We start from the raw sequence: 24,920 nt of genomic DNA on the forward strand, positions 1-24,920 counted from the left end.
CAATTGGTCTATTTCCGGAACGGCAGTTTGTCTTTGAATAAGCGCAATATGTCAGTCAGTATCATGTGGCTGAATATATCTGCACCGGTTTTGTTCAGGTGATTGACATTATAATAATATTTTTCATGTAAAGTAATGTCTCCCTGAGCATAATTAATGAAAGGTATCTGCAATTGTCCCGCAATTTGCTGATAAAGGGCTAAAACTTCTTCCCTGTTTTTATAAACCGGAAAGCCAGATTTATGTTCAGGAGCATAATACAACATAACTTGCACATTCTTTTCTTGTAAAGACTTCAAATTATTATAAAAACTTTTTACCGCACTGCTATCTATAATTACATTGTTAGGCCCTGATTGCAACACTTTTCTCAATTCAGTATCGTCCCAAGGAGAATTTGAGCTGATAAAGCCATGATATCTTTTACTTTCCAGTTGTTGGTGCTTCATATATACGAGCAATGTTTGGTATATAAGGTATCTCTTTTCTGAATATCTTATACCAGGAATCAGGTAATAGAGGATATTTTTATCATAGAAATGATACGCTTCGAAATTGTATAAATTGAATGGTAGCTGCTCATCCCTTATAATCCTTGCAACCTGATGGGCACTAAATGTTGTCATATCAAGATTAATGACAAGTAGCCGCGGCAGAGGGTTATATTTACAATATTCCCTAAAGCGGTACATCAGAAGGTCTGATTCAGCACCACTCCATCCAAGGTTATAGCAATCCAATCCGGTTCCCTTTTTTATAACATTAGGATCTATATGTACTTCGGCCCTTGACGAACCTAAAATTACAATAGGTTCATGTATACGTCCTTCATAAAGGTCATATTGAGGAGCAACATTGCCAAAAATGTCTCCTGTATTTTTTAAATACCTGTATACCAGATAATCTAAACCCCAAAGAAAGATTAATATAGGTACAATAAACAGGGCAAGCTGTTTAAAAAGCTTTTTCATAATTAAAATTGAAAATATATAAAGGTCTCTCCTTTGGAAACAAAAAGGAACACGATCAGTAGTATAAAATAGTAAAAGCTCCAGCGTGCAAATCGTGGGCGGATGATATCTATTCTTTCGATTGCGTAATTTCCGCGACGTCCCAGCCACTCAATACCTACAAAAATGCATAATAGCATAATCAGGGGAATGGGTAATATACTAGGGGATGAGAATAACGACCTGTTCAGCATGTTTTTGATGTACATTATAGCATGAGACAAGCTTTCTGCCCTGAAAAATATCCAGCAAAACACGGTGAGCAAAAATGTAGATATTAACTGTATTGTCTCTTTTATATTAGGGAATAAGCGGTGCTCTGCCACTATGCCCATATTTTTTCTGTTACTTTTAGTGATAACAGATGGTATGATGAACAGTGCGTTGAGGCCACCCCAAATAATGAATGTCCAGTTGGCGCCATGCCAGAAGCCACTGACCAGAAAAATGATAAAAGTATTGCGTATTCTCATCCACGTACCACCAGAAGAGCCTCCCAAAGGTATGTAGAGGTAATCTTTAAACCAACTGGAAAGAGATATGTGCCATCTGCGCCAGAATTCAGCGATATCTCTTGAAAAATAAGGGAAGTTGAAGTTTTTTAATAATTCAATACCAAACAAACGGGCCGTTCCCAAAGCAATATCTGAATACCCGGAAAAATCGCCATATATCTGGAATGTAAAAAAGATTGCACCGAGCAAGAGTGTACTTCCATTATATTGCCCCGGATTTGTAAATATTTGATTCGCGACTTCTGCACAATTATCTGCAATTACGATTTTCTTAAACAAGCCCCATAGAATCTGTCTCAGACCATCAACCATTTTTGCATAATCAAATTGGCGTGGCGCCTTAATTTGTGGCAACAGATGCGTAGCCCTTTCAATAGGACCGGCAACAAGGAGAGGGAAAAAGCTGACGAATAAAGCATAGTTAACGACATTCTTTTCCGCTTTAATCTTTTCTTTATATATATCTATTACATATGATAATCCATGAAAGGTATAGAACGAAATACCTACTGGTAAAACAATGTTGAGCAAATGTACATTTACTTTTAACCCAACTGAGGTAAGTAACTGAGCGAAATTTTCTGCAAAGAAATTATAGTACTTAAAAATACCAAGAAAGCCGAGATTGATCCCTATACTTAGCCAAAACCAGATTTTTTTACTGCTTTTTTGAGTACTCTGCTCGATTTTTAATCCGGTTATATAATCCAGGAAAGTAGAAAAAACTAACAAAAACAGGAATCGCCAATCCCAGCAGGCATAGAAAAAATAGCTGGCAATTAATAGAAGACTGTTTTGGGCTTTTAGGCGTTTATTGGAAATGGACCAATAGATGATATAGATAATAATAAGGAATATGAAAAAATTCCATGAATTGAACAGCATAGATTGTTGTATTCTGGCTGCAATATTAAAGAAATTACCTGATGAAGTTGAAAAAAATAAATATAATGATCTTGCATTAGTCTATAAGGCTAATCTGCTGATAAAATTGACACTGTAGCATTAAGGAGATCTGATTACTTTTATCATCATTAAAATCTTAGCTTTGCGAAATCAGTGGTTGGTTTATTTTAATAGAAAGATTTTACTATGAAAATAGTGTATTGCACGGGCGCATTATATAAGATGGGAGGCGCAGAAAGAGTTTTGATCAGTAAAGCGAATTACCTGGCCGATCGTCCTGGTAATGAAGTGTGGATCATCACTGCCGATCAATGTGATCAGCCATTCTGTTTTCCCTTAAATCCTAAAATTCATTTTATAGATGCAGCCATTCATCAGCTGCTGCCTAAAAGGATTATACCGTTATGGACAAGAAAACAGGTCCTCCCTAAAATTGTACTACACTATCAGGCAATTATAGACCAGGTCAAGCCTGATATCATTATAGTGAACGAACTGGGATATGATGATGAAGTGATCCCGAAATTGCAGACCTCTGCGAAAATAATACGGGAGTTTCATTCGTCTCATAAAGCAGTAGAGATGATGATCTCGGAAAAGAAAGACTGGAAAGCACGCTTACAAACGCGTGCTGTGAATAACAACAGCTATCGCCAGTTCAATAATTTCGATTGTATCGTTTTATTGACGGAGCAGGACCGTAAGCAAGCTCATTATCGCACCCAGGTAGCGGTCATTCCCAATACTTTATTACAGCCAAATGATGTGAAAAGCCAACTGCACTCCAAAAAAGTGATAACTGTAGGCCGGCTGGACAGGTTGAAAAATCATATAGATCAATTGAAAGTCTGGAGAGAGGTCATAAAGACATATTCCGACTGGACACTGCACATTTATGGAGAAGGGCCGGAACGTGCGCTATTAGAGCAGTACATTGTTGATAATGGACTCGCAAAACATGTATTTCTTGAAGGGGTCAGCACTGACATCGCTTCAGTATATAGCAATGCGTCCTTAATGCTGTTTACTTCTTTGGCAGAGGGTTTTGGTATGGTGCTTATAGAAGCTATGTCTGCCGGGGTTCCCTGCATCAGTTATAATACCCCATGCGGACCATCTGAAATCATTGATAATGGAAAGGATGGCTGGCTTGTACCGCCGGGTGATATCAATCAGATGACAGAATACGTTATGCAATTAATAGCATCAGAAGAAAAAAGAGCTCAAATGGGCAGGACTGCAGTGGAGAAAAGTAAGCAATACCTCCCTGAACAAATCATGCCAAAATGGGAAGCGCTGTTTGAACAATTGACACAGAGTGATCTATGAAGAAAATATCCGTTATCATACCCGTTTACAATGCGGCCAAATATCTGAAGATTTGTCTGGATAGTATATTACAGCAAACCTATGACCATTTAGAGATACTATTGGTTAATGACGGCTCTACGGATGATTCTTTAGCCATAGCCATTTCTTATGCAGAACAGGACGACCGATTTACGGTAATTGATCAGGAAAATCAAGGGGCCTCGGCTGCCAGAAATCAGGGATTGCTTCATGCAACCGGAGATTATATCGGATTTGTTGATGCTGATGACTGGTTAGAACCTGGTTATTTTCAGGGGCTCTCTGCTGGATTTGTAGATGATGCTGATCTGATCTGTTGCGGTTATTTCGACCATTCAATACACGGTACGTATGTCCCTGTCAATGATTTTCTGCACGCTGGTACTTTGCAGGATCGTTCTGTACTCACCCAAACCCTCTTAAAAGGCACGGCTGGTGTACCTTGGGCCAAATTGTTTAGACTGTCGATTATCAGGGAACATAATATCAGGTTTCATTCAGATATTAAAATGTCAGAAGACCTTATATTTAACCTTGAATATGCACAATACGTTAGGAAAGCAGCTATTATCCCTAAATATTTATACCATTATAACCGGTTAAATGAACAAAGTTTATCAGCTAAAATAGAAGAGTCCTATATAGACTCATATGTGATGGTTAATGGAAAACTGGATGCATTGCTGCGCAAAACTGATATGGCTGAAGAGGAAAGAATGCAGTATCTGAAACAACGGATGGAAGCTTTTCTTTTACGAATGTGCAGTGATATTACAAAAGATGAAAAGCTATCGTTAAGGCAAAAGAAACAACGCATAAGCAATTTACTAACACACCAGGTATTTCAAAATCTAAAACCGCAAAATGCCACCTGGCTCTTCTTAAAACAACTATTGCAATCAAAAATGCAGCAATTAAAGGCCAAAGCAAAAAATATATGGAAATAACAGTAAAGCAATCAAACCAGCTAAAGGCCTTAGCGATACTCTTTATGCTGTTTTTGCATCTTTTTAATACATTGAATTTTCAAGGCCTATTTACTCCATTGGTATTTATTGGAGAAAAGCCTTTAGTGTACTATTTATCCTTATTTGGAGATACCTGTGTACCAGTCTTCTGTTTTGTGTCCGGGTATGGCTTGTATTATAAATACACAAAAAAGCCTGAGACCTATCTGAGGGATAACATGACCAGGCTGAAAAAGATATACCTTAATTACTGGGTTATCCTGCTGTTATTTGTAGTAGGACTCGGTCTGGCATTGGGGCAGACTGAATTTGTTGGCTCCTGGACGAGGGTCTTATTCAATGCCAGTGGTATCATCAATTCATATAACGGGGCCTGGTGGTTTCTGCTTATATATATATTGCTTGTGCTTACCTCTCCACTTTATTTTCGTTGGGTAAGCAGGAGTAACCCTTATTTGATTTTAGGGGTCTCAACTGTTCTGTATATAATTGCATTCTACTTCAGAGTATATAGGCCTAGCACTTCAGAGTATGCAACAGTGCAATGGTTACATAATGAAGCATCTTTGTTTGGGACCAGTTTTCTTCCTTTTATTACAGGAGCAGTTTCATTATCTATGAAGTGGCAAACTAATCTGACCGTAAAGCTGCAACAAATAAAATATAAAAGCCTGCTGTGTGCTACAGGTATAATAGGCCTGGTTGTATTGCATGCTATAGTGCCCAATTTTATTATTGCACCCTTCCTGGCAATACCATTTATATTCCTGTTTCTTCAGGTGAAATGGCCTGGTTGGGTCAACTCACTGCTGGATTTTATAGCACCTCATGCAACCAATATGTGGCTTGTGCACATGTTCTTCTATATTACATATTTTCCCGATTTTATTTTTGGCTTTAGGTATATACCCCTGATCTTTCTAGCTTTAGTAACCTGTAGCATTGCAAGTTCATTTATAATAAATCTCCTGATTACATTTATAGGTAAATTGTTCGAAAATAGAGGAATAACTAAAGTAGCCTAGGCCACACTAATGTAAAGCCGTATCGTTACTTTTGCAGGGCTAAATGACATCAATGAAGAAAATATTATATATTACTAATGGTATCAATGGCTCTGGCGGATTGGAGCGTGTGCTATCCATTAAAACAACTGTATTGTCAGCGCAATTTGGCTATGAGGTACACATCCTGGTATTAAATGAAGCCTGGAGAAATCCGTTTTATGCTTTTGCACCGGGTGTCAGAATGCATACTATTTCAGTAAGTGGCAATCCTTTGCAATATATAAAGCAGTATCGTAATGGGATTAAAGCCATTGTGCAGGAAGTGCAGCCTGATGTTATATCTGTTTGTGATGATGGTCTTAAAGGCTTTTTTGTACCACAGATACTCCGTCATTCTACGATTCCGGTAATATACGAGCGACATGCATCGGTGCTGATTGATCAGCAGCAAGGACTTAAAGCTAAGGTGATGCAAGGATTGATGAAGCGTTTGGCAGGAGGCTTTGATGCTTTTGTAGTATTGACTCAAAATAATCTTAATGAATGGCCTGTAAACAATAATCTTAAAGTCATTCCCAATCCCCTTACTTTCTATCCTGAACAGGTTTCGGATACCCTGGCTCCTAAACTGATTGCCGTAGGGTCACATTCATATAATAAAGGCTATGACCTGTTGCTGCAGGTATGGAAAGGGCTACAAGATATTTTTCCAGAGTGGGAGTTGCATATTTATGGCCGCATAGATAATGCGCAGACTTATCCTGTTATGGCGAAGGCACTTGGTGTTGCCAATACCGTACATTTTCACGAGCCTGATCCTGAGATTATGCTGCGATATCAGGAATCATCAATCATGGTCTTGCCCTCCCGATCCGAAGGTTTCGGTATGGTACTTATAGAAGCAATGGCCTGCGGGCTGCCTTGTGTCAGCTTCGACTGTCCTTCCGGGCCCCGGGATATTATTGCTCATGGAGAGGACGGTTTTCTGGTGCCGCCAGGAAATGTCGGAGAAATGACTGAGCGATTAAAGGAATTAATGGCAGACGGCAAACTACGTAAGGAGATGGGACAGCTGGCTCGTAAGCAGGTACAGCGTTTTCTGCCGGAACGGGTGATTGGTCAATGGGATCGCTTATTTAAACAATTAATCAAATGAGAGTAATATTCTCGACAGATCAGGTATACCTGCATGGAGGTATCGAAAGAGTTATGGCCTTAAAGGCTAATTATATCGCTGCACTGCCGGGGATGGAAGTACATATTGTCACAACCGAACAACAGGGGCATCAGCCCTGCTTTGAGCTTGATAGTCGTATACAGCTGCACGATCTCTCAATAAATTATGACCGGAGCAAAAGCTACTTCTCCTTTTCTAATATAAAAAAGGCATTTGGACATTATCGTAAGTTAAAACATACATTTAAAGTATTACAACCAGATGTCGTAATTGTCTGTAATTACGCTTTTGATTTCTTTTTCATGCCTTTTCTATATTCCAGGGCAGCAAAAGTCAAAGAATTTCATTCTTCAAGATACTTTGAGCAGCAAGCTCGTCAGAATACAAAGTCGTTTTTAAGAAAAATATTATATAAGCTTACAGATTATATTGAGGGGAAATATGATGCGATTATCGCATTGAATAAAGATGAAAAGCAGTATTACAATGCGAACAATGTTGTTGTTATTCCGAATCCGATAGCTATCCCGGATCAATTACCTGTGGTACATAAAAAAACATGGGCCATTGCTGCCGGGCGTATTGCACCGGTCAAAGGTTTTCAATACCTAATTGAAGCCTGGGGCAAAGTACATCAGGTACTACCTGGTTGGGAATTGCATATTTATGGAGATAGCTATCTGGATACACAACAAAAATTAGCGTCTCAGGTACAGCAGGCTGGCCTGGATGATGTTGTGCTTTTTAAGGGTGTGGCATCTGACATGACTTCGATATTTCCAGAATATAGTATGTATGTAATGAGCTCAGAGACAGAGTGTTTTCCGATGGTACTCTTAGAATCACTCGCAGTAGGGCTTCCTATAGTTAGTTTTGACAGTCCTAATGGTCCGCGGAATATTATTGTCAACAAGGAGGACGGACTGTTGGCTATATATAAAAATATAGACGACTTGGCCGAAAAAATAATATTTTTGGCACAAAATCCTCAAATCGGAGCCCAAATGGGGCAAAAAGCAAGGGAAAATGTACAGCGTTTCGAACTGGGGCGTGTTATGGACCTCTGGCTGAACTTATTTGATAGGATTATAAAAAAATAGATTCATTATTGGTATGTTATTATTAATTCCTCCACAGCTATATACACAGATATACTATCACATATTACTGCTGGTATTGCTGGGGCTCGTCATACAGTTAATATCTACCGATATTCAAAATATGAAATCGATCGGTGCGGTGAGCCTGATCGGGTACCTTCTTTTTGTTGGGGTAACCCTGTATCTGGGCCTTCGACCCAATCCAAGAGCATATGGTGACTCCTACTTCTATGGACACTCCTTTGAGATGCAGCGACTTGGATTGGTACAATATAGGAGCAGTGACTGGGCTTTCAGTGCATTTTTGAAGTTCTCCACCAGTACCATGACATTGGAGCAGTTCTTCCTGGCCATAGACATTATATATGTGGTGCCCTGTTTTATATTCAGTAAGAAATACTTCAAAACCTACTGGTTTTACGCTTTCTTTATGTTTGTGGGCTCCTTTTCCTTCTTCAGTTATGGCACGAATGGCCTGCGGAATGGTATGGCTACAGCACTCTTTATATTTGCGCTATGCTTTTATGAACGAAAGTGGCTGATGTTTATCATTATGTATATAGCCATAGGTATACATGCATCAATATTAATCCCCCTGATTGGATTTGTTGTAGCATTGTTCTATAGCAATACTAAATACATCCTTATTGCCTGGCTTTGCTTTATCCCGCTTTCTTTGGTCAGTGGAGGGGTATGGGAATCTCTTTTCAGTGGTTTTATCGATGATGGCCGTTCTGCATATCTTGGACAGGGTAATATTGATACGCAAACCGTCAGAGGGTTTCGCTGGGACTTTATCCTGTATTCAGCAATGGGTATATTTGCCGGATACTACTTTATTATCAAAGAAAAGTTTACAGAGAAATTCTATGTACATCTGTACAATACCTTCGTTATCGCCAACGGATTCTGGATCCTTGTAATCCGGGCAAATTATAGTAACCGTATCGCCTACCTTTCCTGGTTCCTGATGGCTCCTGTTATTATCTACCCAATGGTGAAAATGAAGTTCTGGAAAAACCAAAATGTTGTATTGGCTTCCGTCATCTCCATATATTATTTATTTACCTACTTCATGCTTGTTATTAAAGGATAATGGAAAAAACACTTACGATATTTACACCGGCCTTTAACAGAGCACACACGCTGCCCCGGTTATATGAGAGTTTATTGCGACAGACCAGTACTGATTTTGAATGGCTTATTGTAAATGACGGCTCTTCAGATGACACAGAGGTACTTGTACAAAAATGGATTTCAGAGGCATTAATCCCTATCCGTTATGTACACCAGCAAAACCAGGGCATGCATGGAGCACATAATACTGCTTATAAACATATTGTAACGGAACTGAATGTATGCATAGATTCGGACGATTATATGCCGGATAATGCGGTAGAGATAATTGTGCACTTCTGGAGGCAGCACGGCAATGAAAAATATGCCGGCCTTATCGGATTGGATCAGATGATGGGAGGAGGACTTATTGGTGCTGCCTTCCCTGAAGATGTAAAGGAAACAACCCTTCTTGGTTATTATGAAGGTGGTGGCAGCGGAGATAAAAAACTGGTATACCGTACCGAAATCATAAACCGCTATCCTGAGTATCCGATCTTTAGCGGGGAAAAGTATGTAGGACTTGCATATAAATATTACCTGGTTGACCAGGATATGCCCTTGCTGGTGTGTAATGAAGTACTGTGTATTGTCGAATATCAGCAGGACGGATCAAGCTTCAGCATGTTCCGCCAATACTGGAACAATCCTAAAGGATTTGCATTTTACCGCAAAGAGCGCATGAAAGTGGTCTCATCTGCTAAAAGAAGATTTATAGAGAATATACACTATGTATCCAGTGCCCTGATGGCCGGAGAAAAACAATTTATCACACAGTCTCCTTTTCCAGTCTATACCATTTTAGCCCTCCCATTCGGTTGGTTACTGAAGCAGTATATCGGCTACAAAGTGCGTAAAGGCGCAAAAATGAATTTTAATAAAACCGGATCCTGATGAAAGTACTGCAGATTATTAATAGTCTAGGTACCGGTGGGGCTGAAAAGCTCTTGCTGGATACCATTCCTCGTTATGTTGCACAGGGAATTGAAATGGATATATTATTGCTGGATAGTAAAAAGACCCCTTTTTTCCAGCAGCTGGAAGCCCTCAAATGCTGTAATATATATCATGCGGCAAAAGATAACAGCGTGTATAGCCCGAGACATATCAGAGCTATTATCCCGTTTCTGAAAAAATATGACCTTGCCCATGTGCACCTTTTTCCAGCACAATACTGGGCTGTGCTGGCAAAGAAACTATCCGGAGCAAGTATTAAACTGATCTTCACCGAACATAATACGACGAATAGGAGACTCGAACATCCACTCCTGCGCAGGATTGATAAATTGTTATACCAGTACTATGATCGCACAGTATGCATCACTTCCGGTATACGAGATGTGCTGATCAAGCATACAGGTTTGCCACAGGCCCGGTTCCCGGTTATTGAAAATGGAGTAGACCTGGCCCAGATCAAAGAGGCTATGCCTATGCCTAAATCAGCTATTCAGAAACAATTAAAGGATGAAGATAAACTGTTCATACAAGTTGCCGGTTTTCGCGAGCAGAAAGATCAGGCGACCCTGATCCGGGCATTAACACATTTACCTCAGCATGTAAAATTACTATTGGTTGGAGATGGCATAACCCGTCCGACCTGCGAGGCCCTGGTGGATACACTGGGACTCAGAGACCGGGTTTTATTTCTGGGGCAACGTACCGATGTAGCCCGCCTCCTGAAATCTGCCGATATTGTTGTACTCTCTTCTCATTATGAGGGACTCTCTTTGTCCAGTATAGAAGGTATGGCTTCTGGTAAGCCATTTGTGGCCAGTAATGTGCCCGGGCTTAAGGAAGTTGTAGGTGGGGCCGGTCTGCTGTTTGATCAGGGCGATGACGCAGGCCTGGCTGGAGTATTATCAAAATTAATAGAAAATAAAGAATGGTATAACCAGGTAGCCACACAATGTGTGCAGCGAGCAGAGCAATACGATATTCAGAAAATGGTAAACCAACATATAGAACTGTATGAATATATCTGCTCCTAAGCCCAAAATTATTCGTACTGCAACGATCGCACTTTCCCTGGATTACCTGCTCAAGGGGCAGCTTGCTTTTTTGAATCAAAATGCAGCAGTAATTGCAGTTTCCGGTCAGGATCATCATCTCGATACCGTTAGGGAACGGGAGGGCGTGCGTACTGTAGATATATCCATGCAGCGATCGATCAGTCCGCTGAAAGACCTGATTTCCCTGATAAGATTATATAAATTATTTCGCAGAGAAAGACCCGATATAGTACATTCCATCACTCCAAAGGCGGGTCTGCTCAGTATGCTCGCCGCTAAGATGGCTGGGGTGCCGGTGCGTATACATACATTTACGGGGCTTATATTCCCTTCTAAAAAAGGGGTATTTCAAAAGCTGCTGATCCAGATGGATCGAATACTGTGCCATGCCGCCACACACATTATACCGGAAGGGCAGGGTGTGTTACAAGACCTGAAAGCCTATAATATTACTCGTAAGCCAATAGCAGTGTTGGCCAATGGAAATGTAAATGGGCTGGATACCGGCTTTTTTGATCCGGTAAAGATCACGGAGCAGGAAAGGAACGATTTAAGAAATGCTTTAGGCATACAACCCGGAGATTTTGTATTCATCTTTGTTGGTAGGCTGGTACGCGACAAAGGCATTAATGAACTGGTGGCCGCTTTTGATGAGGTATCCAATGCCGGGGAAAATATAAAATTACTACTTGTTGGACCTTACGAGGAAGAACTGGACCCTTTATTGCCGGAAACGAAGCAGAAAATCGAACAGAACAGCCATATCATTACAGTAGGCTTTCAGAAAGATGTACGTCCGTACATGGCTATAAGTCATGTCTTAGCTTTTCCCAGTTACCGGGAAGGTTTTCCTAATGTCGTTTTGCAGGCCGGGGCCATGGAGCTCCCTGCTATAGTAACCAATATAAATGGTTGTAACGAAATTATTGAAGAGGGTGTAAATGGCTTGTTAATACCGGTTGGCTCTGCTGCAGCCTTAGCCTCCGGAATGTTGCAATTATTTAAAAACAAAGAGCAGTACTACAAGATTAGGCTGAAAACCAGGAACCTGGTCGTTTCCCGTTACCGGAATGAAGAAGTCTGGCATGCGATACAGGCATTCTACCAAAAACTGTTATCATAATGTAATCATATAGCCATAAGCAGGGTAGAATAGCGTCGAATATGTAAAAAAGATTACATTTGCAAAAAAGGAGATTATAGTATTATGTATATAACTGTGGGAAAAAGAGTCATAGACCTTACGGTTGCATTGTTCGGTTTTGTGTTACTTTCCCCTGTCTTTGTACTGGCTACTATACTCTTGTTTTTTGCCAATCAGGGTAAGCCATTCTTTTTTCAGAAGCGTCCGGGCAAGAAAGGCGAAATCTTCAGCATTATCAAGTTCAAAACAATGAATGATAAGAAGGATGCGCAAGGAAACTTGTTGAGTGATGCTGAACGGATGACTGCAGTAGGCAGTTTTGTAAGAAAAACATCTATAGACGAAATCCCCCAGTTGCTCAATGTTATTAAAGGCGATATGAGTCTGATCGGACCCAGGCCTTTATTAGTAGAGTATCTGCCTTTATATAGTAAAGAGCAGGCGCGGAGGCATAATGTTCGTCCCGGTATTACGGGCTGGGCACAGGTTAATGGCCGAAATGCTATATCCTGGTCTCAGAAGTTTGCCTATGATGTTTGGTATGTAGACCATGTATCTCTTGGTCTTGACCTGAAAATAGCCCTGAAAACTATTCAGAAAGTATTCAAATCCGAAGGCATCAGTGCTACAGGATCGGTTACCATTGAGAAATTTAAAGGAGAGACTGAGTAAATGGGACAGGCGTATATTCTATATGGAGCCAGCGGACATGGCAGTGTTATCCTGGATATTTTAGAGCAGGAAGGGAAGGATATTCTTTTTTTTATAGATGATAATCCGAATTTGATTATTTTTGATCAATTGAGGGTACGACCTTCTACAGAAGCATTAGCAGATATCTCGATCAAATCAGTGTCGCCAAACTATATTATTTCTATAGGGAGTAATATAATCCGGAAAAAAATAGCTGAAGAGACGCTTGCGAAATATACATTTGGTAAGGGAGTCCACCCCAGAGCAATTATATCTCCTAAAGCCAAGATCGGCGAAGGGACTGTTGTGGTTGCCGGTGCTGTAATTAATGCCAAGTCAGATATCGGCAAGCATGTGATCATTAACACGCATGCTTCCGTAGATCATGATTGTATCATTCATGATTACGTACATATAGCACCAAATGCGACATTGTGCGGTAATGTGACAGTGGGGGAAGGGGCGCATATCGGAGCCGGTGCTACGATAAAGCAGGGCATCCATATCGGAGCCTGGGCCATAGTAGGAGCCGGAGCGGTAGTCATTAGAGATGTTCCAGATGGGGCCACCGTTATAGGCAATCCCGCGAAACAAAAAACTATTTAAAAACTATTAGAAAAATACTATCATCTACATGAGTGAGTATAGAACCATGAGAGAATATATTGAAGAGTTTCCTCAATATATTACGGAGGGATTGCATATTGGCGCAGAGTATACATTCAAGAACAAACCTACAGCTGTTAAGAATGTCGTGCTTACCGGACAGGGAGGCAGTGGAATCGGTTCCGAAATTGTAGCAAATTTTATTGATAAAGATATACGTATCCCTGTAGTTACCTGCAAGGACTACTTTTTGCCGGGTTTTGTGGATGAGCATACGTTGGTTATCGCCTGCTCTTATTCCGGAAATACAGAAGAAACATTATATACACTTGAAGAGGCCTTTAAGCGTAATGCAACAGTTGTATGCATTACTTCCGGAGGGGGATTGAAAGACGCAGCAGAACAACGTGGTCTGGATCTCCTGATTATACCTTCAGGAATGCCGCCAAGAGCCTGTATCGGGTACTCTTTTATACAAGTCTTGTTTGTATTAAAATACTTTGGTCTTATCAGTGATCAGTTCATTAGTGAATTGAGCGCTGCAAGTACCTTTCTGAGTGAGGAACACGCCACAATCAAAAATCTGGCGGGAAACATCGTAGATCAGATTGGTGATAGAATGCCCGTAATCTATGTAGACCAGCGCATAGCAGGTATTGCAACCAGATGGCGCCAGCAATTCAATGAAAATAGTAAGATCTTAGGTTGGGAAAGGGTAATTCCTGAGATGAATCATAATGAACTGGTAGGATGGAGAGATCAGAATGAACAGCTGGCTGTCCTCTTCTTGCACAGCGGTGATGAGTTTGGACGTGTCGCGAAGCGATTCGAGATCAATAAAGGTATTATTGCACAATGCACTTCCGTTGTAATTGATATACATGCAAAAGGTAGTACTTACTTTGAAAAAGCGCTGTATCTTATCCTTTTGGGAGACTGGATCAGTTGGTACCTGTCTGAACATAGACATGTAGATGCTGTGGAAGTTAAGGTTATTGACTATCTTAAAAAATCGCTTTGCGAATAATATATTAAGTATAAAATAGAAGAGCGGGCGTGTACAAACACGCCCGCTCTTCTATTTTGGCCCGGTTTAATAACCTGATGCCAGTTTGTATATCGTTGCCGCCACCAGCTCAGATGCATTATGGTCGGCCTGGAGCATTTGCTTCAAGGTTTTATAAGCTGCTTTCATCTCCGAAATAGTGTCATTATTATATAAAATTGATTCCAGTGCCTGCTGTAAATTAGGCACGGTATAGTCGTCCTGGATCAGTTCGCGTACTGCAGGGCGATTAAGAATCAGGTTCACCAGTGAAATGTATTTCACTTTTACCAGTCTCTTCGCCAGGTTGTAGGTTATTGGATTGATCTTATACACCACTACTTGCGGCACTTCCAGCAATGCCGTCTCCAATGTTGCCGTTCCGCTGGTTACAATCGCAGCATCTGCTATTTTCAGGATATCATATGTTTTGTGCTGTACTAAACGTACCGAAGGATTGTTGCCGATAAACTCCTGGTATAATGCAGCGTCCTGTGCCGGAGCCTGTGCAATAATACACTCATATTCCGGGTAGCGCTGTGCACATTCCAACATAACAGGTAATAACTTCCTTATTTCCTGTGTGCGGCTTCCGGGAAGTAATGCGATTATTTTTTTGTTTTTTTTGTCCAGGGTGGAAGGTTTCTTCTCTTCCGCACTGATCACCTCCATTAAAGGATGTCCCACATAGCGGACACGGTATCCATACTTATCATAATAAGCCTTTTCAAAAGGAAGGATAACCATCATCTCATCTACATATTTATGGATATGATGCACCCGTTTTTCTTTCCATGCCCAGACCGTAGGGGAGATATAATAAGCCGTTTTGTAACCCTGTAATTTTGCCCATTGAGCAATGCGCATATTGAATCCCGGATAATCGATAAATACGACCACATCAGGATTAAAGTCAGTAATATCTTTCTTGCACAATTTGATATTGCCCAGTATTGTTCCTAAATGTTTTACCACCTCAACAAAGCCCATAAAAGCCAGGTCCCTGTAATGTTTTACTACATGACCACCTGCAGCCTGCATCATGTCGCCGCCCCAGCAACGAATATCTGCTTCAGGGTCTGTTTGTTTCAGTGCCCTGATCATATTACTGCCATGCAGATCGCCACTTGCCTCACCGGCAATGATGTAGTATTTCATAATCCGTAAAAGATTTGTGCAAAAGTACTATAGATGTTTCAGATATACTGCTTACCGGTAAAAGTCCAGCACTGACTGTGGTGTCCATGCACCCGTACTTCTTGCTTTATCATCATTAAAAGTAAGATCGGCAGTCATCTTCTCCAGGGTAGACCGGTTAAACGGGAATCCTGGAATAATAGTGCCTAAGGTTGCCGCCAGTCGCGCCAGTACATATGGAATGCTTAACGGAGGCTTTTTACCCGCTTTTGCAGCCATAGCCTGGCTTAGTGCCGCAAAAGTAGGGTGCTGTCCATCAGTAAGGTGATAGATGCCACCAATAGCAGATAAGGGCTTAATCGCATTAGCTACATCACTTGCCAGCACCATGCTTTTATGAGCTCTGCCTCCGGCGATATTGTAATACCGGCCTTTATTTATTGCTTCCTGCATTTTACCCAGGTTGCCCGGAGCATTATCACCCGCCAGAAGCGGCAGACGCAGGATTGTGCAGCATACATGGTGCTTTATGCACCATTGTTGTACTATAGTCTCGGCCATTATCTTACTCTTACCGTAAGCACTGGTGGCTTGCAATGCAGTGTCTTCAGCAATGTTTATACCCTGATCAAGGCCGTATACCGCAACAGTACTTATCAGTACAAATGCTTTCGGTAGTGTGCTTAACTGTTCCAGTGCGTGTAATAGATGCTTCGTCCCCTCTGCATTTACCTTGTAAAATTCCTGCTCTTCGGTTTCCGTTTTGGGAATGCTATGTGCTTTTCCCGCAGCATGTATAATAGTCGAGATCTGTTCATCCGGTAATAAGAATGGCTTAATGATATCAATAGCCATGCAGGCATCAGTACGGGATAAAGTACATAGCTCCGCAGCAGGTATTACCTGACAGATATGCTTTCCTAAAAAACCGTTTGCTCCGGTAACCAGTATCATAATTTATGGCTTGTATCCTAGTAGGGATAATGTTCTTTGATTGATTGTACGACGTTCCTTATCCAGGAACCAGCCCCATTTATTAAAATAATATACTGCCGATTGCATACCAATCATGGTAAGTTTGCGCGAACGGTGAGAGCCTTTGGCAAAGGCATGATATATAGTAGCACCGGGGTGAAAGATAGTCTGGTAGCCCGCCTTGATTAACCTCCGGCAGAGGTCGGTCTCTTCTCCGTACATAAATATACGCTCGTCAAATAAGCCCGTATCCCGGAGTGCAGCAATATTTAACAACATAAAGCAGCCAGATAGGTAGGGCACTTCCATAATATCCTTGTAGCCCGTAAATTTCAGTTCGAATAATTGATTGCGTTTCGCAACCATAGATTTAAAAGGGTTGAATCGGCGACCGATCCAGTCATATGGAGTCGGGAGTAGTTTGCATAAATACTGCAGACTGCCATCCGGATACAAGACCTTTGGCATAATATTGCCTACTTTCGGATGGGCAGCAAGGTAGTTCAGTAATACTTCCAGTGTGCCTGCATCGAAATATACATCAGGGTTCAGCACCAGATGGTACGGAATCTGAGCCTCCATACTTTTTTGAAGCGCAATATTGTGACCGGCACCATAACCTCTGTTGTTATTGGTGAAAATATATTCGATCCGGTTATCTTCAAACGGTTCGGAGAATAGTGGTTGAGGAGAATTATCTACCAGGTATAAATGCTGCACCATCGGGCACTGCAATACGCTGCCGATAGCCTGGGCCAGCATATCCATACTGTTATTATACAGCACAATGCTGCAGGAAAGTACCGGAAGTGTCATTCCGTAAAAATACAATTAAACTACAAATATTTGCGCTTAAGCCAGAAGTATGTAATACTTAAAGGGATCATGATTATAAGCCCGGTTATGATGATATTCCAGGTTGTAAAGACAACCACAGCATTAACGGCAAGTTGTATAGAGGCATAAATGGTAGAGATGAACAGATGGCTTTGTTTTCCCTCATTGGCCAGTCGCTGGTATAAGTGCTGGCGGTGGGGTTTGAAGATGTTCTCTCTTTTTCGCAATCTTTCCAGGATCGTGTAACCGGTATCTATTCCGTATACAGAAAGGAACAAAATGTATTCGAAATGATGTTGGAGAAAAATGATATAACATAAGGCGGCAACGGTCCAGAATCCCAGACCTATAGATCCGACATCGCCCAGAAAACAGATGGCTCTTTTACGGAAATTGAAAAACAGGAAAACAATACAGGAAACAATACCATAGTTTACAAAGGCTGTGCTTTCCATATGCTCTACGTATTTGATCACAAACCAGAAAGAGGAGAAAGAGATCAGGCTATAGAGTGCTGTCATGCCATTAATGCCATCCATGAAATTGTAGGCATTAATGATCCCCAGCATAATAAACAGTAAGCTCGTAGAGAACCATAATGGCCAGTGCTCGAATACACTGAAACCATGCATCAGCATCAGCACCGAGATGACATGGATAGGCAGGCGTACATATACGGGCAGGCTGCGTATATCGTCAATAAAACTAATGAACGAAATAAGCATGGCCCCGGCAAATACATAAATAAAATGGGGGTAATACTGGGAAAAAGTAATCGTATACGCAATCAGCGAAAGCGGAAATACGACTCCCGCTCCACGTACAATGATGTGATTGTGCGAAGATCTGAGGTTAGGAATGTCTACAATATTAAAGCGCTTGGCAATAAATATGTATAACAGCATTAAACAAAATAAGGCAACGCCGTACTGCAGGTAAAACATCTATGACTCTATACTTTCTGATTTTTGAAGATGGAAATACATAAGGGCCGGCCGGTCTTTAGGTATACAACGCTAATCTACCGGAAACAAGTATCAAAAACGTCAAAAATACGGTCGAAATCAGCATCTGTAAGATTAGAGCCGGATGGCAGGCATAAGCCCTGCTCAAACAACTGTTCACTCACTTTCCCGCCATAATATGGTGCCTGGGCAAATATTGGTTGCAGGTGCATGGGCTTCCATAAAGGACGGCTCTCAATGTCTTTAGCCAGCAAAGCCTCTCTGAGGGTTTCTCTGCTTAAGCCATTAGTCTTAGCCGGATCAATGACAATAGCAGTAAGCCATCTGTTGCTGAAGCTGTCAGGCTGTTCCTGGTGCATTGTCACCCCTTCTACTGTGCTGAAGTAATTAGAATAGCGGTCAAAATTGGATCTTCTTTTGGCAATCCAATCGTTCAGGACTTCCATTTGTCCTCTCCCGATTCCGGCTACGATATTGCTCATTCTATAGTTATAGCCAATATGTGAGTGCTGGTAATGTGGCGCATTGTCTCTGGCTTGTGTCGCCAGGAAGGTTGCCTTCTGGGCCAGCGCTTCCGTTTGTGCCACTAAAGCACCCCCACCAGAGGTGGTAATGATTTTATTGCCATTGAAAGACAGGCAGGACATCAGACCGAAGGTGCCGCATTGCTGCCCCTTGTAGGTAGAGCCCAGAGATTCTGCCGCATCTTCAACAACCGGTATATTGTATTGTTGTGCGATTTGCAGGATAAGATCCATTTTAGCAGGCATACCATAAAGGTGCACCGGTACAATCGCTTTTATATTTTTTCCTTTATCTAATCTGTCTTTTATCGCAGCCTCCAGAGCTGCCGGGCATATACACCAGGTGTCCGGCTCACTATCTACAAATATAGGCGTGGCACCAACGTAAGTGATAGGGTTTGCAGAGGCAGAAAATGTCATAGACTGGCATATGATCTCATCTCCGGGCTGTACACCCAGCAGTAAAAAAGCGAGGTGTAATGCTGCGGTTCCTGAACTTAAAGCTGATACAGATACATTTTGTCCCAGGTAGTGCTGGATGTCTTCTTCGAAGCCGTTTACATTTGGACCAAGCGGTGCTACCCAGTTTGTATCAAATGCTTCCTTAATGTACTTCTGCTCACCACCGCCCATATGCGGTGAAGAAAGCCAAATTTTTGTTGAAACCGACATTACTTATAGATTTTTAATAATTTTGCTTTCCGAATATCGTCGGAAAGTTGGGCAAATGTAATGATAATCTCCTTCTCCGACCATATTTTATCTGATTTCTTGAGGAGCATAATGAAGAGAATTAAGCGTTTAAGAAATAAATTTAGCATTGCATGTTTTCGATTTTTAAGAAAAATAAAAAGGTCTCTATCAATATTGGCTCTTTTGTAACACAGGATATGCACTCGCATATCTTACCTGGTATTGATGATGGTGCTCCCGATGTAGATACTGCGGTGTCGCTGATAAAAGGAATGATGGCTTGTGGCATCAAAAAGTTCATGGGCACACCACATATCATGTCTGAGCTGCACAAAAACGATCGTACAACTATTACACAAGCTTATGACCGCCTGAAAGAAGGATTGGCCCTCGCAGGCATTGATATTTCCCTTTCCTACGCTGCGGAATATATGATTGATGAGAATTTTCTCAATGTGCTTAAAGAGGGTAACCTGCTCACGGTAACAGAAAATAAAATCCTGATCGAAACGCCGTTCTACTCAGAACCATTTGATATTGAAGAAGTACTTTTCAATATCGAGGCGGCAGGTTATAAAGCCATTTTGGCGCACCCGGAACGATATCACTATGTAGATGATAAGTTAGCTGTGTTTACTAAATATCTGGATCGTGGTGTGGGACTGCAATTAAATCTATTGTCCCTGTCTGGTTACTACGGATCAAAAGAAAAAGAAGTTGCCGAAAAAATGCTGCAGGAAGGAATGTATTCCTTTATCGGTACCGACCTGCATCATGAAAGACATCTGAAAAGAATTTCCTTCATGCAATTGGATCAGAAAATAGTGAAACGCCTGGAGCAAACAAACTGGCAGAATATTACCATATAAAATTTATCTCAATAGCAACAAAGGCAGACAATTTTATTGTCTGCCTTTGTTATATGATCATATTTCATCGTCTTTTGGTTGTTCTGCAGCAGCTTCTTGCAGTTTATTGTATTTCCAGAAGTAAAGTTTTCTGATCTGATCTGCTTTTTCGCCCATTATATTTCGGTCTTTTAATACCCTTCTTACCCATTGTTCTGAGGTGCATACGTCTTTATGTGCAGCTACCCATTTTACAGACTCAGCTTGGATCGCATCGTACTTTCTTGTATATTTGTTCATTTGTGCGGTTTGTTTCATTATTTGCAACTGCAAAATAGGTGATAATTTTCGCTTATTCAATTTTTGTGGGGAAAATTTTCTTCAATTATGAACACGGTTTTAACTAGAATTAGCCAGTTGGCTGAAAGTGAGGGGATTACTATTACAGCATTAGAGCAGGTAATAGGCGCAAGTAAAGGTGTTTTGTCCCGTGCACTGGCTAAAACTACCGATATTCAATGTAAATGGCTGGTAAGAATAGTTGAAAATTATCCCGGATATGATGCCTCCTGGCTCCTCACAGGAAAAGGTGCAATGCTTAAAGAGCAAGGTAGAAAAAACAGTTTGATTCCTTTATTTAATGACCTGGCTTCTATTGGAGATGTATCTGATTCCGATGAAATATATACCACTGCCTATATTGATCCCGGAGACTGGTTTCCTGCAGCATCTGCCGCAATACGCTATCATAATGTCGGCATGACGGAATATCAGCCTGGGAGTGTACTGATCCTCCGAAAAAAAACAAACCCGCATGAATTGGTATGGGGAGAAGATTATGTAATCGGATACGGAGACAACCGGATATTGAGAACCGTACAGCCTGCAGAAGATAAAGACCATCTTTATGCCTATGCTACAGATGAGTCAACCTACATAGATGGTAGGCCTAAATACCCACCGGTACATATCAGTATCAACCGGATAAAGCTTATTTTCCAGGTCCTGGGTCATATACATAAGCGGGAGAGTCATGACCGCATCTATACAAATCTGTAAAGTCCTGTTCTTAAACAGGGGCACTATTTTACACACAGTTTCACGATTACAGACACATTTATTTATATTTGTTTTTGGTAGCCATAGTTTCGTAGTTGTAAACTACGAAACTATGGCTACCAAAAACGATACTACATACCTATGGATAATATTTTGAACCGAATTGACCAGATTGCCCGGCATGAGGGCATCAGCATAACAGCACTGGAGCAGCGCATCGGAGCCAGTAAAGGAGTGCTGTCCAGAGCGCTGAAGAAAGACACCGACATTCAGAGTAAATGGCTCGTAAAAATATGTGAGACCTTTCCTCGGTACAATGCGTCCTGGATTATATCCGGAGAGGAAGATATGCTGCGCAGTGGCAATACCCGGAAGGTAAACCGGATTCCCTTTTATAAAGATGTAGATGAGGTGAGGGCTGTTGAGGAGCCGGAGAATGAGTATAACCTGAGTTACATTGATCCGGGAGACTGGTTTCCTGGTGCAACTGCCGCTACATTGTATTATAATACCAGTATGAAAGAGTATGCTCCTGGCTGTCTGCTTGTACTGCGTCAGAAGCATAAGATCGATGAGCTGATCTGGGGAGAACACTATATCATAGAATACGGAGACAACCGCCTGCTGAGGGAAATACAGCCTTCTGAAGACAAAGACTTTATTTATGCATACGCAACTAATGAAGCCACTTATCTGGATGGGCGCTATAAATATCCTCCGGTGAAAATAGGTAAAAAAGACATCCGCAGTATTTTTCAGGTGCTAGGCTATGTATGCAAGCGACAAGATAATGGTGCGATATACAGTACGGATTTAAAACCTTAAGAAGGCTCTTTTATCCGCTCAATCATTTTCTGGTATAGTTTATGCCAGCCTTTATGTTCTCTTCCGGTGCCAAGGTTGTTATTATGAAATATACTCACAAACTGGCCCTGTACCTGTTTGGTAGCCATGATCAGTCTTTCGGCCTCTCTGTATGCTTCCGTTTTAGAGCCATCATATACATTAATGGCTGTAGTTTCCATAAAGCAGAAAGGATGTACACGCAGACTGGTACGTTCTTCCCGTGCCAGGTCAAACCATAAAAAAGGCTGGGAAGTTCCTGCCCGGAATCCGTTGACAGTAGGGTAGCCCATAGAGTAATCTTCCTCGATACCGATATCAATCAGGTCTCGGTATGTATCCGGTAGTTGCAGCTTAATATAATGCTGCCTGCTGGATAAGATATAGCGACCAGTAATATTCTGTAAGGTATGCAGTTCTTTTTGAACCATTGAGGGTTGATTGAAGGAACCGTATGATGGATGCAGCCCCACATGATAGCGGCTGGCAGTATGTTTGATCAGCTCCTGCATAGCAGGGGTCTTAGGGTCAAGATTCCTGTCGAATGGCCCGGTCTGTCCTACAAGGAAAAAGTAAACCGGTTCCAGGTTGTAGAATTTATGCACATCATCCATCCATGCATAGGCATCATAAGGATCCTGTTTTTTGGATGTGTGTACAATAAGCCGGTCCAATGCCCATCCGATGCGCAGGCGCAGTAAATCCCTTATAGCACCACCCCAGTTTTGCTTTTTAGGCTTATTCAGGTAGGCCCAGGCAATGTCTATATCATAGGTGGGCAGAAATGTAAAATCATTGTGAGGAATAGCGATGTTGAATTTTCGCTCCAGTATCTTTTTGAATGCAAGCACCCACTCGTCAACAACCGGTTGTTGCAGGAACGAGTATTGCACCGCAACGGAATTGGTATGCCAATAGCGACCATGCTTATCCTTTTTATGCGGCAGGTACTCTTCATAACGCGAAAGCATATAAAAAGTGGCAGAAAAAATGTCGAAAGGGATTAATGCCCCCGGTTGATTATAAAACAGGATCGTGCTTTTTTTCCAGCGGTTGACATTTAGTTGCTGGACACTCTCTCCTGTTTCAAAAATCAGACGGTGCGGGATAATGAGTATATCCTCATTATGCATCCGTGCTTCTGAGTAATTTATTTTAGGTCCCTGATGTTGCAACCAGGTTTCCTTATCATAAGTGATCCGGTAATCTATACTCATCTGCTCCCTGAAGATCCAATCCAGGACATACTGAAGACGTGTAGTGATTTGTACACAGTATATCAGTATTTGGTGGGGAAACTCCATGGTTCGATGTTTTCGCTAAAATAACAAGGTTTGGGGGGATTGCCAACTCTTAAATCTGTGTCTAGCTATGCGCCAGTAACTCATTCTGCGCAGAAAGGTTAATCTCTGCATCATTGAGGATAGATAATACCTCTGCCAGACTAGGAGCATTTACCAGTTTGGCGCGGAACTCTTTGGCTCCTCTCAGTCCTTTCAGGTAAGTGGCATAGTGTCGGCGCATCTCCAGTATACCCAGCTTTTCACCTTTCCATTCTGCCGAGCGGATAACGTGTCTGCGGCATACTTCAATACGATCTGATACAGTAGGAGGTGGTAATATCTCCCCGGTAGCAAAGTAATGCTTCACCTCTTTGAAAAACCATGGGTAGCCAATGGCAGCTCTGCCGATCATAATACCATCTACACCGTAGCGGTTTTTATATTCCAGTGCCTTCTGTGGGGTATCAATATCTCCGTTTCCGAAGATGGGGATTTGTATGCGTTGGTTATCTTTTACTTTTCCGATCAGGGTCCAGTCAGCATCTCCCTTATACATCTGCATGCGGGTACGGCCGTGTATAGAGAGTGCTTTGATGCCTACATCCTGCAGGCGTTCCGCTACCTCTTCAATATTTTTACTGCTGTCATCCCAGCCCAGACGGGTTTTAACCGTAACCGGCAGGTCGGTAGAATCTACCACCGCTTTGGTCAGCTGGATCATTTTAGGGATATCTTTAAGGATACCGGCACCGGCACCTTTACAAACTACCTTTTTTACCGGGCAGCCGAAGTTAATATCAATCAGGTCGGGATTGGTTGCCGCAACGATCTTGGCAGACAAGGCCATTGCTTCTTCATCGCCCCCGAAAATCTGTATGCCGATCGGACGTTCATAATCGAAAATATCCAGTTTCTGCCGGCTTTTAATAGCATCACGGATCAGCCCCTCAGAGGATATAAACTCTGTATACATAAAGTCTACACCCTGTTCTTTACACACTGCACGAAAAGGCGGGTCGCTTACATCCTCCATAGGAGCAAGCAACAGGGGAAATTCGCCTAATTCGATATTGCCGATTTTTACCATAATATTGAGTGCAAAATTACAAT

Annotated in this window: 25 protein-coding genes; 15 read left to right on the forward strand and 10 right to left on the reverse strand. The window is 41.6% G+C overall.

What is annotated here, in order from left to right:
* Window positions 1-8: 8 nt before the first annotated feature.
* Both EMP01_RS14250 and EMP01_RS14255 read right to left on the reverse strand, forming a co-directional pair.
* A complete protein-coding gene (locus EMP01_RS14250; RefSeq protein ID WP_129022228.1) occupies window positions 9-971 on the reverse strand; it encodes a hypothetical protein in 963 nt (320 codons plus the stop codon).
* A 2-nt stretch (window positions 972-973) separates the two neighbouring features.
* Window positions 974-2,410 carry an MBOAT family O-acyltransferase gene (locus EMP01_RS14255; protein WP_129022229.1) on the reverse strand — a complete coding sequence of 479 codons (1,437 nt, stop codon included), beginning with the start codon at window positions 2,408-2,410 and terminating at the stop codon, window positions 974-976.
* Between the two features lie 207 nt (window positions 2,411-2,617).
* On the opposite strand from EMP01_RS14255, the gene EMP01_RS14260 reads away from it, so the two are divergent.
* The 12 genes from EMP01_RS14260 to EMP01_RS14315 all read left to right on the forward strand — a co-directional run bounded on the left by EMP01_RS14260 (window position 2,618) and on the right by EMP01_RS14315 (window position 14,628).
* Complete coding sequence (locus tag EMP01_RS14260; protein WP_129022230.1) at window positions 2,618-3,760, forward strand: glycosyltransferase family 4 protein; 1,143 nt, start codon at window positions 2,618-2,620, stop codon at window positions 3,758-3,760.
* Window positions 3,757-4,728: a glycosyltransferase gene (locus EMP01_RS14265; RefSeq protein WP_129022231.1), complete on the forward strand. Its 972-nt coding sequence runs from the start codon at window positions 3,757-3,759 to the stop codon at window positions 4,726-4,728. The genes EMP01_RS14260 and EMP01_RS14265 overlap by 4 nt, the downstream gene beginning before the upstream one ends.
* Window positions 4,719-5,774 (forward strand): acyltransferase family protein, encoded by a 1,056-nt coding sequence (locus EMP01_RS14270; protein ID WP_129022232.1) that lies wholly within the window; start codon window positions 4,719-4,721, stop codon window positions 5,772-5,774. The genes EMP01_RS14265 and EMP01_RS14270 overlap by 10 nt, the downstream gene beginning before the upstream one ends.
* A gap of 52 nt (window positions 5,775-5,826) precedes the next feature.
* On the forward strand, window positions 5,827-6,912 hold the full coding sequence (locus tag EMP01_RS14275) for a glycosyltransferase family 4 protein (RefSeq protein WP_161971342.1): 1,086 nt from the start codon (window positions 5,827-5,829) through the stop codon (window positions 6,910-6,912).
* Window positions 6,909-8,033: a glycosyltransferase gene (locus tag EMP01_RS14280; protein WP_129022234.1), complete on the forward strand. Its 1,125-nt coding sequence runs from the start codon at window positions 6,909-6,911 to the stop codon at window positions 8,031-8,033. The genes EMP01_RS14275 and EMP01_RS14280 overlap by 4 nt, the downstream gene beginning before the upstream one ends.
* Window positions 8,034-8,046: 13 nt before the next feature.
* Window positions 8,047-9,129, forward strand: coding sequence for an EpsG family protein (locus tag EMP01_RS14285; RefSeq protein WP_129022235.1), 1,083 nt, complete (start codon window positions 8,047-8,049; stop codon window positions 9,127-9,129).
* Entirely contained in the window at window positions 9,129-10,043 is a 915-nt protein-coding gene (locus tag EMP01_RS14290; RefSeq protein ID WP_129022236.1) for a glycosyltransferase family A protein, read from the forward strand. Before EMP01_RS14285 ends, EMP01_RS14290 begins: the two co-directional genes overlap by 1 nt.
* The gene (locus tag EMP01_RS14295) at window positions 10,043-11,137 is read left to right on the forward strand and encodes a glycosyltransferase (protein ID WP_129022237.1); all 1,095 of its coding nucleotides are present in this window, start codon (window positions 10,043-10,045) and stop codon (window positions 11,135-11,137) included. Before EMP01_RS14290 ends, EMP01_RS14295 begins: the two co-directional genes overlap by 1 nt.
* A complete protein-coding gene (locus EMP01_RS14300; RefSeq protein WP_129022238.1) occupies window positions 11,118-12,281 on the forward strand; it encodes a glycosyltransferase family 4 protein in 1,164 nt (387 codons plus the stop codon). The genes EMP01_RS14295 and EMP01_RS14300 overlap by 20 nt, the downstream gene beginning before the upstream one ends.
* 96 nt (window positions 12,282-12,377) lie before the next feature.
* Window positions 12,378-12,974 carry a sugar transferase gene (locus EMP01_RS14305; protein ID WP_317125612.1) on the forward strand — a complete coding sequence of 199 codons (597 nt, stop codon included), beginning with the start codon at window positions 12,378-12,380 and terminating at the stop codon, window positions 12,972-12,974.
* Complete coding sequence (locus EMP01_RS14310; RefSeq protein WP_129022240.1) at window positions 12,975-13,601, forward strand: acetyltransferase; 627 nt, start codon at window positions 12,975-12,977, stop codon at window positions 13,599-13,601.
* Window positions 13,602-13,629: 28 nt separating this feature from the next.
* On the forward strand, window positions 13,630-14,628 hold the full coding sequence (locus EMP01_RS14315) for a bifunctional phosphoglucose/phosphomannose isomerase (RefSeq protein WP_129022241.1): 999 nt from the start codon (window positions 13,630-13,632) through the stop codon (window positions 14,626-14,628).
* Window positions 14,629-14,694: 66 nt separating this feature from the next.
* On the opposite strand, the gene lpxB is transcribed toward EMP01_RS14315, so the two are convergent.
* The 5 genes from lpxB to EMP01_RS14340 form a co-directional block, all read right to left on the reverse strand.
* The gene (gene lpxB, locus EMP01_RS14320; protein ID WP_129022242.1) at window positions 14,695-15,804 is read right to left on the reverse strand and encodes a lipid-A-disaccharide synthase; all 1,110 of its coding nucleotides are present in this window, start codon (window positions 15,802-15,804) and stop codon (window positions 14,695-14,697) included.
* 51 nt (window positions 15,805-15,855) lie between these two features.
* Window positions 15,856-16,737, reverse strand: a complete 882-nt coding sequence (locus EMP01_RS14325; RefSeq protein WP_129022243.1) for an NAD-dependent epimerase/dehydratase family protein — start codon at window positions 16,735-16,737, stop codon at window positions 15,856-15,858.
* 3 nt (window positions 16,738-16,740) lie between these two features.
* Window positions 16,741-17,574, reverse strand: coding sequence for a glycosyltransferase family 2 protein (locus EMP01_RS14330; protein ID WP_129022244.1), 834 nt, complete (start codon window positions 17,572-17,574; stop codon window positions 16,741-16,743).
* Window positions 17,575-17,594: 20 nt separating this feature from the next.
* Window positions 17,595-18,500 carry an MraY family glycosyltransferase gene (locus EMP01_RS14335; RefSeq protein ID WP_161971343.1) on the reverse strand — a complete coding sequence of 302 codons (906 nt, stop codon included), beginning with the start codon at window positions 18,498-18,500 and terminating at the stop codon, window positions 17,595-17,597.
* Window positions 18,501-18,616: 116 nt separating this feature from the next.
* On the reverse strand, window positions 18,617-19,756 hold the full coding sequence (locus EMP01_RS14340; protein ID WP_129022246.1) for an aminotransferase class I/II-fold pyridoxal phosphate-dependent enzyme: 1,140 nt from the start codon (window positions 19,754-19,756) through the stop codon (window positions 18,617-18,619).
* A gap of 152 nt (window positions 19,757-19,908) precedes the next feature.
* On the opposite strand from EMP01_RS14340, the gene EMP01_RS14345 reads away from it, so the two are divergent.
* Window positions 19,909-20,646, forward strand: coding sequence for a tyrosine-protein phosphatase (locus tag EMP01_RS14345; RefSeq protein ID WP_129022247.1), 738 nt, complete (start codon window positions 19,909-19,911; stop codon window positions 20,644-20,646).
* Between the two features lie 57 nt (window positions 20,647-20,703).
* Here the strand turns inward: EMP01_RS14345 and EMP01_RS14350 are convergent, their stop codons facing one another.
* Window positions 20,704-20,925, reverse strand: coding sequence for a hypothetical protein (locus EMP01_RS14350; protein WP_129022248.1), 222 nt, complete (start codon window positions 20,923-20,925; stop codon window positions 20,704-20,706).
* Window positions 20,926-21,012: 87 nt separating this feature from the next.
* On the opposite strand from EMP01_RS14350, the gene EMP01_RS14355 reads away from it, so the two are divergent.
* Together EMP01_RS14355 and EMP01_RS14360 are read left to right on the forward strand one after the other, a co-directional pair.
* Window positions 21,013-21,684 carry a helix-turn-helix domain-containing protein gene (locus EMP01_RS14355; RefSeq protein ID WP_129022249.1) on the forward strand — a complete coding sequence of 224 codons (672 nt, stop codon included), beginning with the start codon at window positions 21,013-21,015 and terminating at the stop codon, window positions 21,682-21,684.
* A 141-nt stretch (window positions 21,685-21,825) separates the two neighbouring features.
* Entirely contained in the window at window positions 21,826-22,509 is a 684-nt protein-coding gene (locus EMP01_RS14360) for a MarR family transcriptional regulator (protein WP_129022250.1), read from the forward strand.
* Here the strand turns inward: EMP01_RS14360 and EMP01_RS14365 are convergent.
* Together EMP01_RS14365 and dusB are read right to left on the reverse strand one after the other, a co-directional pair.
* Window positions 22,506-23,831 (reverse strand): polysaccharide deacetylase family protein, encoded by a 1,326-nt coding sequence (locus EMP01_RS14365; RefSeq protein WP_129022251.1) that lies wholly within the window; start codon window positions 23,829-23,831, stop codon window positions 22,506-22,508. The two genes, EMP01_RS14360 and EMP01_RS14365, sit on opposite strands and share 4 nt — an antisense overlap.
* Before the next feature lie 61 nt (window positions 23,832-23,892).
* The gene (gene dusB / locus EMP01_RS14370; protein WP_129022252.1) at window positions 23,893-24,897 is read right to left on the reverse strand and encodes a tRNA dihydrouridine synthase DusB; all 1,005 of its coding nucleotides are present in this window, start codon (window positions 24,895-24,897) and stop codon (window positions 23,893-23,895) included.
* Between the last annotated feature and the right edge of the window lie 23 nt (window positions 24,898-24,920).

The organism is Edaphocola flava (assembly GCF_004118155.1).
GTDB classification, from domain to species: Bacteria; Bacteroidota; Bacteroidia; order Chitinophagales; family Chitinophagaceae; genus Edaphocola; species Edaphocola flava.